Source organism: Pseudomonas panipatensis (genome assembly GCF_900099785.1).
GTDB classification, from domain to species: domain Bacteria; phylum Pseudomonadota; class Gammaproteobacteria; order Pseudomonadales; family Pseudomonadaceae; genus Pseudomonas; species Pseudomonas panipatensis.
In genome coordinates, this window is the sequence record NZ_FNDS01000006.1 from 154,752 (window position 1) to 167,148 (window position 12,397).

Here is a 12,397-nt window from a genome sequence, read left to right on the forward strand (position 1 = left end):
CGGCGACTGATGGGCGCCATTCGTGTATGATGTGCGCCCTTTTCGTTGACCGACAGCTCCGAGAACGCCCATGCAGCTTTCCTCCCTCACCGCGGTTTCCCCCGTCGACGGTCGCTACGGCAGCAAGACCAGCGCCCTGCGTCCGATCTTCAGCGAATACGGCCTGATCCGTTTCCGCGTCCTGGTAGAGGTCCGCTGGCTGCAGCGCCTCGCGACGCACGCCGGCATCCCCGAAGTAGCGCCCTTCTCGGCCGAAGCCAACGCCCTGCTGAACAAGCTGGCCGAGGACTTCCAACTGGAGCATGCCGAGCGCATCAAGGAAATCGAGCGCACCACCAACCACGACGTCAAGGCCGTGGAGTACCTGCTCAAGGAGCAGGCCGCGCAACTCCCGGAACTGGCCAAGGTCAGCGAGTTCATCCACTTCGCCTGCACCTCCGAGGACATCAACAACCTGTCCCACGCCCTGATGCTGCGCGAAGGCCGTGACCAGGTACTGCTGCCGCTGATGCGCAAGATCGCCGAAGCCATCCGCGAGCTGGCAGTCCAATTCGCCGACGTACCCATGCTCTCCCGCACCCATGGCCAGCCGGCTTCGCCGACCACCCTGGGCAAGGAACTGGCCAACGTCGTCTACCGCCTGGAGCGGCAGATCAAACAGGTTGCCGGCATCGAGCTGCTGGGCAAGATCAACGGCGCCGTAGGCAACTACAACGCCCACCTGTCCGCCTACCCGCAGGTCGACTGGGAAGCCAACGCCCGCGAATTCATCGAAGGCGACCTGGGCCTGAACTGGAACCCCTACACCACCCAGATCGAGCCGCACGACTACATCGCCGAACTGTTCGACGCCATCGCCCGCTTCAACACCATCCTCATCGACTTCGACCGCGACGTCTGGGGCTACATCTCCCTCGGCTACTTCAAGCAGAAGACCATCGCCGGCGAGATCGGCTCCTCGACCATGCCGCACAAGGTCAACCCGATCGACTTCGAGAACTCCGAAGGCAACCTGGGCATCGCCAATGCGCTGTTCCAGCACCTGGCCAGCAAACTGCCGATTTCCCGCTGGCAGCGCGACCTGACCGACTCCACCGTACTGCGCAACCTCGGCGTCGGTTTCGCCCATAGCGTCATCGCCTACGAAGCCACGCTCAAAGGCATCAGCAAACTGGAACTGAACGCTACGCGTATCGCCGAAGACCTCGACGCCTGCTGGGAAGTCCTGGCCGAGCCGGTACAGACCGTCATGCGCCGCTACGGCGTGGCAAATCCCTACGAGAAACTGAAGGAACTGACCCGCGGCAAAGGCATCAGCCCCGACGCCCTGCAGACCTTCATCGACGGCCTGGAAATTCCGGCCGAGGCCAAGGCCGAGCTGAAGCAGCTGACCCCGGCGAACTACATCGGTAATGCCGTAGCCCAGGCCAAGCGCATCTGAGATGCGCTGAACTTTTGCACGCCCGGCTGTGCCGGGCGTTTTTGTTTCAAGGACTTACGTATGAATCCTGCTATTCCTCTTCAGCTCCTGGGCGGCATCAGCGCCGATGAATTCCTCCGCGACTACTGGCAGAAGAAGCCCCTGCTGATCCGCCAGGCGATCCCCGGCTTCGAAAGCCCACTGGATCCGGACGAACTGGCCGGGCTGGCTCTGGAAGAGGTGATCGAGTCGCGCATCGTCATCGAGCACGGCAAGACCCCCTGGGAACTGCGCCGCGGCCCCTTCAGCGAAGAGACCTTCAAGGAACTGCCGGAGAGCGACTGGACCCTGCTGGTTCAGGCTGTCGACCAGTTCGTCCCGGAAGTCGCCGAACTGCTCGAACACTTCAAGTTCCTGCCCAGCTGGCGCATCGACGACATCATGATCAGCTACGCAGCTCCCGGCGGCGGCGTCGGCCCGCACTTCGACAACTACGACGTGTTCCTGCTCCAGGGCCATGGCCGCCGGCGCTGGAAGATCGGCCAGACCTGCGACGCCGACAGCCCCCTGCTCCAGCACCCGGACCTGCGCATCCTCGCCCAGTTCGAGGAAAGCCAGGACTGGGTGCTGGAGCCCGGCGACATGCTCTACCTACCGCCGCGCGTTGCCCACTACGGCATCGCCGAGGACGAGTGCATGACCTACTCGGTCGGCTTCCGCGCCCCCAGCGCCGCCGAGGTCCTGACTCACTTCACCGACTTCCTCGCGCAATTCCTCTCCGATGAAGAGCGCTACAGCGACGCCGGCATGAGCGCGGTGAAAGGCTCCGAAGACCAGCACAAGATTCAACGCGACGCCCTCGATCGCCTGAAACAACTGCTGCAGGAACACATGAGCGACGAACGCCTGCTGCTCACCTGGTTCGGCCAGTTCATGACCGAGCCGCGCTATCCGGAGCTGGTGGCCGGCGAGGAGATCGACGACGGCGATCTGCTCCAGGCACTGGAAGATGGCGCCGTCCTGGTCCGCAATCCCAGCGCGCGCCTGGCCTGGAGCGAAGTGGACGTCGGTCTGCTGCTGTTCTCCAGCGGGCAGAGCGTCGTGCTGCCGCAATCCATGCGCGAGCTGCTCAAGCTGATCTGCGCGGCGGACGCACTGCATCAGGACAATCTCGGCCAATGGCTGGCCGATGAGGATGGGCGTAAGCTTCTCGGAGAATTGGTCAAACAGGGCAGTTTGGAGTTTGCCGATGAGTAACAAGATCAGGGTTCGCCTGGCTGACTGGCAAAAGGACAACGCCGATCTGCGGCGTATCCGCGAAGCGGTATTCATTGCCGAGCAGGCCGTGCCGCCGGAATTGGAATGGGATGCTGAAGACGCGGAAGCCATTCACTTCCTCGCCTTCGAGGGGGATTACGCGATCGGCACCGTGCGCCTGCTGCCCGACGGGCACATCGGCCGCGTGTCGGTCCTCAAGGACTGGCGCGGCCTCAAGGTCGGCGACCAGTTGATGCGCGCCGCCATCGAAGAGGCGGAGCGTCGCAACCTCAAGCGCCAACTGCTCACCGCACAGGTCTACGCCATTCCCTTCTACGAACGACTAGGCTTCAAGGTAGCCAGCGGCGAATTCCTCGAAGCCGGCCTGGCCCACGTGGATATGGTGCGCGAAAGCGCCTGAGTGAAGGCCATGAATGACGCCCCGGAACAAGACGGAACCTCGGACGAGCTGCCGGCCATCGAATTCCGCTCGCCGGGGCGCTTCAGCGTGCACAACCCTGCCGCCGAGACAGCGCCGGCACAACCCTGGGAGCCGGCGCCATTCAAGCTCGGTGACGACACCAGCCTGCAGCGCTTCAGCCTAGCGGAAGCAGCCCGTGCCCATGCCCTGGCGTTGATGCAGCAGGCCGAGCGCAGCCTGTGCCTCTTCAGCCCCGACCTGGAGCCCTGGCTGTACAACCACAGCAGCATCCAGGACGCCTGCACGCGCCTGCTCCTGCGCCACCCGCAAAACCGTCTGCGCATCCTGCTGCGCGACAGCAGCCGGGCAACCAGGGAAGGCCATCGACTGCTAAACCTGAGCCGACGCCTGTCGAGCAATTGCCACATCCGCCTGCTCAATCCGGATTACCCGCAGGAAGAGCATGCCTTCCTGCTCGCCGACCAAGTCGGCATGCTGATCCGCACCGAACCGGCGCAACCGGGCGGACACGCCTGGTACAACAACCCCGGCCGGGTGCGCCAATTGCAGGCTCAGTTCAACCTGGCCTGGGACACCAGCCTTTCCGACCCGAATCTGCGGAGCTTCCTTCTGTGAGCCTCAAGCACGCCACCCTGTTTGTCGCCTGCACCCTCAGCCTTTGCGCCATCGCCGAGCCACGCACCGAAATACTGCCCCTCAACTACCGCACTGCCGATGAGGTTCTACCGGTAGTGCAATCCTTGCTGGGCAGCGAAGGCCGCGTCAGCGCCTATGGCAACCAACTGGTGGTCAATGCCGAACCCGCAAAGATCCGTGAACTGCAACAGGTACTCGAACAACTGGATACCCGCCCGCACCGCCTGCTGATCAGCGTCGACACCAGCGACACCAGCCAGGGCAGCCGAAGCGGCTATTCGGTGAATGGATCGATCAACGCCGGCAATGTCGAAATCCAGAGCGGTCGCGGCGAGGTCAACGGGCACGACCAGGTGCGCATCATCAATAGCTCCACCGCCAGCCGGAATGGTGGCATCCAGCAAATCCAGACCACCGAAGGCGCACCGGCGCTGATTCAGGTCGGCCAGAGCGTGCCGATCAACAATGTCGGTGTCGGCCCCTACGGCCAGGTCTACAGCCAGACCGAATACCGCGACGCCAATCGCGGCATCTATGTGACCGCAACCCTCAGCGGCAACATCGTTCACCTCACCCTCAATGCCCGCAACGACCGCTTCAATTCCTCCTACCCGGGGGCCATGGATACCTCCAGCACGGCAACTCAGCTCACCGGCCACCTCGGCGAATGGATCGAGGTCGGCGGCGTCAGCGAGAACAGCCAGAGCAATCAGGGCGGCCTGACCCGCAACTACAGCACCCAAGGGCGCAGCGACAGTTACCTGCGAGTGAAGGTCGAGAGCGTCGACTAATACCTCCGGACGTGACCAATCAGTCCCCCTTAGACCTTCGTGTAGTAGCTTCAAAAAAACACTACAAAACGTTTGACGAACGTTTTTCGGAAGGGCATCATGACCTCGCTCCCGCTGACCAGGGGCCCTAGCCAGGGCCTCCGGATCGAGCACGCGACCCACCCGTCGCGTCGATCCGTGTCGTTGTAGCCCATAAGGCGAAATGACGAGGTTGCGACTGGCAAGAAGTTGTCCTGAGGGACGGGGAAGCAAAACGTATCAGCAAGATTGACGGATTCAGCCATCCGCTATCGCCCAACGGCAGCCACGAGCCGGCAAGCGATTTTGGATGAAAACCGCTGCAGTCATCTGCTCGTTCGCCGCTACACCCCTCCTCCAGCGTCAATCCTTCCGACCGGTCGTCATTTCGCCATCTCGCGGCGAGCAACCCGCAACAATGCCGTCAAAACACAGGTTTTGAGTGGGTAATCGGTGCTCAACCAAACACATTCTTTTTGAAGGATTGACCATGTCCGCTTATCAAAACGACATCAAGGCCGTTGCCGCGCTGAAAGAGAAATTCGGTAGCAGCTGGAGCGCTATCAACCCCGAGTCCGTCGCCCGCATGCGCGCTCAAAACCGCTTCAAGACCGGCCTGGACATCGCCAAGTACACCGCGGCCATCATGCGCAAGGACATGGCCGAGTACGACGCAGACTCCTCCGTCTACACCCAATCGCTGGGCTGCTGGCACGGCTTCATCGGTCAGCAGAAGCTGATCTCGATCAAGAAGCACCTGAAGACCACCAACAAGCGCTACCTCTACCTCTCCGGCTGGATGGTTGCCGCGCTGCGTTCCGAATTCGGCCCGCTGCCCGACCAGTCCATGCACGAAAAGACTGCCGTTTCCGGCCTGATCGAAGAGCTGTACACCTTCCTGCGCCAGGCTGACGCCCGCGAACTGGACCTGCTCTTCACCGCTCTGGATGCCGCCCGCGAAGCCGGCGACAAAGCCAAGCAGGACGAAATCCAGGCCCAGATCGACGGCTACGAAACTCACGTAGTACCGATCATCGCCGACATCGACGCTGGCTTCGGTAACCCGGAAGCTACCTACCTGCTGGCCAAGAAAATGATCGAAGCCGGCGCCTGCTGCATCCAGATCGAAAACCAGGTTTCCGACGAGAAGCAGTGCGGCCACCAGGACGGCAAAGTGACCGTTCCGCACGAAGACTTCCTCGCCAAGATCGCCGCTGTTCGCTATGCCTTCCTCGAGCTGGGCGTTGACGACGGCGTGATCGTTGCCCGTACCGACTCCCTGGGTGCCGGCCTGACCAAGCAGATCGCCGTAACCAAGCAACCGGGCGACCTGGGCGACCAGTACAACTCCTTCCTCGACTGCGACGAGATCAGCGCCGCCGAGCTGCAGAACGGCGACGTGGTGATCAACCGCGGCGGCAAACTGCTGCGTCCGAAGCGCCTGCCGTCCAACCTGTTCCAGTTCCGCAAAGGCACCGGCGAAGACCGTTGCGTCCTCGACTGCATCACCTCGCTGCAGAACGGCGCCGACCTGCTGTGGATCGAAACCGAGAAGCCGCACGTTGGCCAGATCAAGGGCATGGTTGACCGCATCCGCGAAGTCATCCCGAACGCCAAGCTGGTGTACAACAACAGCCCGTCCTTCAACTGGACCCTGAACTTCCGCCAGCAGGTATTCGATGCGTTCGTCGCAGAAGGCAAGGACGTTTCCGCTTACGACCGCGCCAAGCTGATGAGCGTCGAGTACGACGAAACCGAACTGGCCCAGATCGCCGACGAGAAGATCCGCACCTTCCAGCGCGATGGTTCGGCTCACGCAGGCATCTTCCACCACCTGATCACTCTGCCGACCTACCACACCGCCGCTCTGTCGACCGACAACCTGGCCAAGGGCTACTTCGCCGACCAGGGCATGCTGGCCTACGTGAAAGGTGTACAGCGTCAGGAAATCCGCCAGGGCATCGCCTGCGTCAAGCACCAGAACATGGCTGGTTCGGACATCGGCGACAACCACAAAGAGTACTTCGCTGGCGAAGCTGCTCTGAAGGCCTCCGGTAAAGACAACACCATGAACCAGTTCCACTAATAGGAACCGGCTCATTCGGTTCCTCGGAACCGAGCAGGCAAAAAGCGGACCCCGGCGTAAGCCGGGGTCTGCTTTTTCTATCAGCCCATCAAAGATGGGCCCGACTCGTCGCCCCGCCCTTCCACCCCTCATGAACAGTCGACGCAACACACACCGGGCTATCGCCTCCCGCGCTGCGCACGGAACCTCATTTCGCCTCCATGACTCGTCGAATCAACCAAGGACTGCGTGATCCACCTGAGTCCGCCAGGTAACAAGTGTCCCGCTCAAAGCCCGGAAATGGGCTACCCGACCCGCCTATCAACAACCTGCGCGCAAGCGCTACACCAACACCAGCCCTCTGACAGGCCGCTCACACGCAGGAGAAAGAAGAAAATCCGCGCAAAGGCAACGCTAGCGGGGAGGCAGCCCCTCACCACGCAATGCGCACCGCACGCTGCCTGGAACACCCGATCTCAATGATCGATGCCGGACAGACACCGCCAACACGACGAAACGCAACAAACGTCCCAGGCTGCAATTGGCAAGATTTAAAAGTGGCGCCGCATATATGTAGTAAAGTTACGGATAAACGACACGGCAATTGACAATCATTATCATCTATCAAGATATAAAAGCCCGCCAACAGGGCTTTAAAAAGAGCCATTCGACTAAAGCCGAAAGCCCGCCAGCCCAGTCGCCAAGCGGCCCGCAGCACGGGGCCTGACAAAAATGAAAAAGCGTTTTGTCTGAAATAGAAGGGTTTGTTTGTGTTAGAAAAATTTACTTGCCGAAGGCTTTGGGCATAAAATTAGACAGATGACTTGAACTCTTAGCTCACTATTCTTGAGCAGTCAGGTTCAAGCAGTCGGGCAAGCGCCCGGAACCCACGAACATCGTATTTGTAAGGAAGGAGTATCGGCATGCCTAACCCAGCTGAACTTGCAGCTCAACACTGGGGACTCGCAGCCTTCCTGTTAGGCGTCGTGGGCCTGCTGGCCTTCATGCTAGGGGTTTCTTCCCTGCTTGGCAGTAAGGCATTTGGTCGCAGCAAGAACGAGCCGTTCGAATCCGGTATCGTTCCCACCGGCAGCGCACGCCTGCGCCTGTCGGCAAAATTCTATCTGGTCGCGATGCTCTTCGTGATCTTCGACGTCGAAGCCCTCTTCCTCTTCGCCTGGTCCGTGTCCGTCCGTGAAAGCGGCTGGGCCGGTCTGATCGAGGCAACCATTTTCATAGCAATTCTGTTGGCAGGTCTTGTCTACCTCTGGCGGGTCGGCGCGCTCGATTGGGCACCGGCGGCACGTCGTGTTCGGCAGGCGAAGCTAAAACAATGAGGCTTTGGCGATGCAATATAAACTTACCCGGATCGACCCCGATGCGGTCAACGATCAGTACCCGATCGGCCAGCGCGAAACGGTAGAAGACCCTCTCGTCGAGGGCCAGGTCCACAAGAACATCTTCATGGGAAAACTTGAAGATGTGCTGAATGGCGCCGTCAACTGGGGTCGCAAGAATTCGCTGTGGCCCTACAACTTCGGCCTTTCCTGCTGCTACGTGGAGATGACCACGGCGTTCACCGCGCCGCACGACATCGCCCGTTTCGGCGCCGAAGTCATTCGGGCATCGCCACGCCAGGCCGATTTCATGGTCATCGCCGGCACCTGCTTCATCAAGATGGCCCCGGTCATCCAACGCCTCTATGAGCAGATGCTGGAACCCAAGTGGGTGATCTCCATGGGCTCGTGCGCCAACTCCGGCGGCATGTATGACATTTACTCGGTCGTTCAGGGGGTCGACAAGTTCCTCCCCGTGGACGTGTACATCCCCGGCTGCCCGCCCCGTCCGGAGGCGTTCCTGCAAGGCCTGATGCTGCTGCAGGAATCCATCGGCCAGGAGCGTCGCCCGTTGTCCTGGGTGGTTGGTGATCAAGGCATCTACCGTGCCGAAATGCCAGCCCAGAAGGACCTCAAGCGCGAACAACGCATCCAGGTCACCAACCTGCGCAGCCCCGACGAAGTGTGAAGCGCCCCTCCACGAGAGGACCGTTTTCACTCCACCGTTGACCGATAGCGACCGAGACCATGACCGCAGACTCCGCTCTGTACATCCCGCCTTATAAGGCAGACGACCAAGACATCGTCGTCGAACTGAATTCCCGCTTTGGCGCCGAGACGTTCACTGTCCAGCCGACCCGCACCGGCATGCCGGTCCTCTGGGTTCCGCGCGAAAAGCTCATCGAGGTCCTGACCTTCCTCCGCCAGGTCCCCAAACCCTACGTCATGCTCTACGACCTGCACGGGGTCGACGAGCGCCTGCGCACCCACCGCCGCGGCCTGCCGAGCGCCGACTTCAGCGTGTTCTACCACCTGATGTCGCTCGAGCGTAATAGTGACGTGATGATCAAGGTCGCCTTGTCCGAGAGCGACCTCAACCTGCCCACCGCCACCCGTATCTGGCCGAACGCCAACTGGTACGAGCGTGAAGTCTGGGACATGTACGGCATCAACTTCACCGGCCACCCGCACTTGGCGCGCATGCTGATGCCGTCGAGCTGGCAGGGCCACCCGCTGCGCAAGGACTACCCGGCGCGCGCCACCGAGTTCGATCCCTACTCGCTCTCCGTCGCCAAGCAGGAACTGGAGCAGGAAGCCCTGCGCTTCAAGCCCGAAGACTGGGGCATGAAGCGCCACGGCGAGAACGAGGACTTCATGTTCCTCAACCTCGGCCCGAACCACCCCTCCGCCCACGGCGCCTTCCGCATCATCCTGCAGCTCGACGGCGAGGAAATCCTCGACTGCGTGCCGGAGATCGGCTACCACCACCGCGGCGCCGAGAAGATGGCCGAGCGCCAGTCCTGGCACAGCTTCATCCCCTACACCGACCGCATCGACTACCTCGGCGGGGTGATGAACAACCTGCCCTACGTGCTCTCGGTGGAAAAGCTGGCCGGCATCAAGGTGCCGCAGCGCGTCGATGTCATCCGCATCATGATGTCGGAGTTCTTCCGCATCCTGAACCACCTGCTGTACCTGGGTACCTACATCCAGGACGTCGGCGCCATGACACCGGTGTTCTTCACCTTCACCGACCGTCAGCGTGCCTACAAGGTCGTCGAGGCCATCACCGGCTTCCGTCTGCACCCGGCCTGGTACCGCATCGGCGGCGTCGCCCACGACCTGCCGCGCGGCTGGGACAAGCTGGTCCGCGAATTCCTCGACTGGATGCCCAAGCGTCTCAACGAGTACGAGAAGGCGGCCCTGCAGAACAGCATCCTGCGCGGCCGGACCATCGGCGTGGCGCAGTACAACACCAAGCAAGCCCTCGAGTGGGGCACCACCGGTGCCGGCCTGCGCGCCACCGGCTGCGACTTCGACCTGCGCAAGGCGCGCCCCTACTCCGGCTACGAGAACTTCGAGTTCGAAGTTCCGCTGGCGGCCAACGGCGACGCCTACGACCGCTGCATGGTCAAGATGGGTGAGATGCGCCAGAGCCTGCGCATCATCGAGCAGTGCCTGAAGAACATGCCGGAAGGCCCGTACAAGGCCGACCACCCGCTGACCACGCCGCCGCCGAAAGAGCGCACGCTGCAGCACATCGAGACCCTGATCACCCACTTCCTGCAGGTTTCCTGGGGCCCGGTCATGCCGGCCAACGAAGCCTTCCAGATGGTCGAGGCAACCAAGGGCATCAACAGCTATTACCTGACGAGCGATGGCAGCACCATGAGCTACCGGACCCGTATCCGGACGCCCAGCTTCGCGCACCTGCAGCAGATCCCCTCGGTGATCAACGGCAGCATGATCGCCGACCTGATCGCCTATCTGGGCAGCATCGACTTCGTTATGGCCGACGTGGACCGCTGATCATGAGCACCATTATCCAGACTGACCGTTTCGCCCTCAGTGAAACCGAGCGCTCGGCCATCGAGCACGAAATGCATCACTACGAGGACTCCCGCGCGGCGTCCATCGAAGCCCTGAAGATCGTCCAGAAGGCCCGCGGCTGGGTGCCGGACGGCGCCATTCCGGCGATCGCCGAGATCCTCGGCATCCCGGACAGCGACGTCGAGGGCGTGGCCACCTTCTACAGCCAGATCTTCCGCCAGCCAGTCGGCCGCCACATCATCCGCGTCTGCGACAGCATGGTCTGCTACATCGGCGGCCATGAATCGGTCGTCGGCGAAATCCAGAAGCAGCTCGGCATCGGCCTCGGCCAGACCACCGCCGACGGCCGCTTCACCCTGCTGCCGGTATGCTGCCTGGGTAACTGCGACAAGGCCCCGGCACTGATGATCGATGACGACACCCACGGCAACCTCGAGCCGTCGGCCGTCGCCAAACTGCTGGAGGCCTACGCATGAGCCGCCTCACTTCCTATGGCACGCCCAACCGCACCGCACGTGCACCGGAAACCCACCCGCTGACCTGGCGCCTGCGCGACGACGGCGCCCCGGTGTGGCTGGAGGAGTACCAGGCGAAGAACGGCTATGCCGCGGCGCGCAAGGCACTGGCCGAAATGGCCACCGACGACATCGTCCAGACCGTCAAGGATTCCGGCCTCAAGGGCCGCGGCGGCGCCGGCTTCCCCACCGGGGTGAAGTGGGGCCTGATGCCCAAGGACGAATCCCTGAACATCCGCTACCTGCTGTGCAACGCGGACGAGATGGAGCCCAACACTTGGAAAGACCGCATGCTCATGGAGCAGCTGCCGCACCTGCTGGTGGAAGGCATGCTGATTTCCGCGCGCGCGCTCAAGGCCTACCGCGGCTACATCTTCCTGCGTGGTGAATACGTCGACGCGGCGCGCAACCTCAACCGCGCCATCGACGAAGCCAAGGCCGCCGGCCTGCTCGGCAAGAACATTCTCGGCAGCGGCTTCGACTTCGAGCTGTTCGTCCACACCGGTGCCGGCCGCTACATCTGCGGCGAAGAAACCGCGCTGATCAACTCGCTGGAAGGCCGCCGCGCCAACCCGCGCTCCAAGCCGCCCTTCCCCGCCGCCGTCGGCGTCTGGGGCAAGCCGACCTGCGTCAACAACGTCGAGACCCTGTGTAACGTGCCGGCCATCGTCGCCAACGGCGTCGACTGGTACAAGACCCTGGCCCGTCCGGGCAGCGAAGACATGGGCACCAAGCTGATCGGCTTCTCCGGCAAGGTGAAGAACCCCGGCATCTGGGAACTGCCCTTCGGCATCCCGGCCCGTGAAGTCTTCGAGGACTACGCCGGCGGCATGCGCGACGGCTACAAGCTCAAGGCCTGGCAGCCCGGTGGCGCCGGTACCGGCTTCCTCCTCCCGGAACACCTGGACGCCCCGCTGTTCGCCGCCGGCATCGCCAAGGTCGGCACCCGTATGGGCACCGGCCTGGCCATGGCGGTCGATGACAGCGTCAACATGGTCTCCCTGCTGCGCAACATGGAAGAGTTCTTCGCCCGCGAGTCCTGTGGCTGGTGCACCCCGTGCCGCGACGGCCTGCCGTGGAGCGTGAAGATCCTCCGCGCCCTGGAGCGCGGCGACGGCCAGCCCGGCGACCTCGAGACCCTCGAGCAACTGGTCGGCTTCCTCGGCCCAGGCAAGACCTTCTGCGCCCACGCACCGGGCGCCGTCGAGCCACTGGGCAGCGCCCTGAAGTATTTCCGTGCCGAGTTCGAAGCGGGCGTCTCCCGCCAGGCTCAGGCCGCGCCGCGCCCGCAGGGCGTCAGCGCATAACGCTTTAGAAGCCGGGCCGCAGCGCCCGGCGATGTTTCGTCGCAGCGCCGCGGACTCCG

At 62.5% G+C, this 12,397-nt stretch carries 11 protein-coding genes; all 11 read left to right on the forward strand.

Annotated elements, in window-relative coordinates; all coding sequences use genetic code 11:
- Positions 1-70 precede the first annotated feature (70 nt).
- A complete protein-coding gene (gene purB, locus BLQ74_RS15425) occupies positions 71-1,441 on the forward strand; it encodes an adenylosuccinate lyase (protein WP_090263650.1) in 1,371 nt (456 codons plus the stop codon).
- 60 nt (positions 1,442-1,501) lie between these two features.
- The gene (locus tag BLQ74_RS15430; RefSeq protein WP_090263652.1) at positions 1,502-2,677 is read left to right on the forward strand and encodes a ribosomal protein uL16 3-hydroxylase; all 1,176 of its coding nucleotides are present in this window, start codon (positions 1,502-1,504) and stop codon (positions 2,675-2,677) included.
- Positions 2,670-3,098, forward strand: a complete 429-nt coding sequence (locus tag BLQ74_RS15435; protein ID WP_090263654.1) for a GNAT family N-acetyltransferase — start codon at positions 2,670-2,672, stop codon at positions 3,096-3,098. Before BLQ74_RS15430 ends, BLQ74_RS15435 begins: the two co-directional genes overlap by 8 nt.
- 9 nt (positions 3,099-3,107) lie before the next feature.
- Positions 3,108-3,734 carry a DUF7931 domain-containing protein gene (locus BLQ74_RS15440; RefSeq protein ID WP_090263656.1) on the forward strand — a complete coding sequence of 209 codons (627 nt, stop codon included), beginning with the start codon at positions 3,108-3,110 and terminating at the stop codon, positions 3,732-3,734.
- Entirely contained in the window at positions 3,731-4,546 is an 816-nt protein-coding gene (locus BLQ74_RS15445; protein ID WP_425287497.1) for a secretin N-terminal domain-containing protein, read from the forward strand. Before BLQ74_RS15440 ends, BLQ74_RS15445 begins: the two co-directional genes overlap by 4 nt.
- Before the next feature lie 508 nt (positions 4,547-5,054).
- Entirely contained in the window at positions 5,055-6,650 is a 1,596-nt protein-coding gene (locus BLQ74_RS15450; RefSeq protein WP_090263658.1) for an isocitrate lyase, read from the forward strand.
- A 902-nt stretch (positions 6,651-7,552) separates the two neighbouring features.
- Positions 7,553-7,966, forward strand: coding sequence for an NADH-quinone oxidoreductase subunit A (locus BLQ74_RS15455; RefSeq protein WP_090263661.1), 414 nt, complete (start codon positions 7,553-7,555; stop codon positions 7,964-7,966).
- A gap of 10 nt (positions 7,967-7,976) precedes the next feature.
- On the forward strand, positions 7,977-8,654 hold the full coding sequence (locus BLQ74_RS15460) for a NuoB/complex I 20 kDa subunit family protein (protein WP_090263663.1): 678 nt from the start codon (positions 7,977-7,979) through the stop codon (positions 8,652-8,654).
- Positions 8,655-8,713: 59 nt separating this feature from the next.
- On the forward strand, positions 8,714-10,495 hold the full coding sequence (gene nuoC, locus BLQ74_RS15465) for an NADH-quinone oxidoreductase subunit C/D (protein ID WP_090263665.1): 1,782 nt from the start codon (positions 8,714-8,716) through the stop codon (positions 10,493-10,495).
- Positions 10,496-10,497: 2 nt separating this feature from the next.
- Positions 10,498-10,992, forward strand: a complete 495-nt coding sequence (nuoE, locus tag BLQ74_RS15470) for an NADH-quinone oxidoreductase subunit NuoE (protein ID WP_374443284.1) — start codon at positions 10,498-10,500, stop codon at positions 10,990-10,992.
- On the forward strand, positions 10,989-12,338 hold the full coding sequence (gene nuoF / locus BLQ74_RS15475) for an NADH-quinone oxidoreductase subunit NuoF (RefSeq protein ID WP_090263668.1): 1,350 nt from the start codon (positions 10,989-10,991) through the stop codon (positions 12,336-12,338). Before nuoE ends, nuoF begins: the two co-directional genes overlap by 4 nt.
- Positions 12,339-12,397 lie beyond the last annotated feature (59 nt).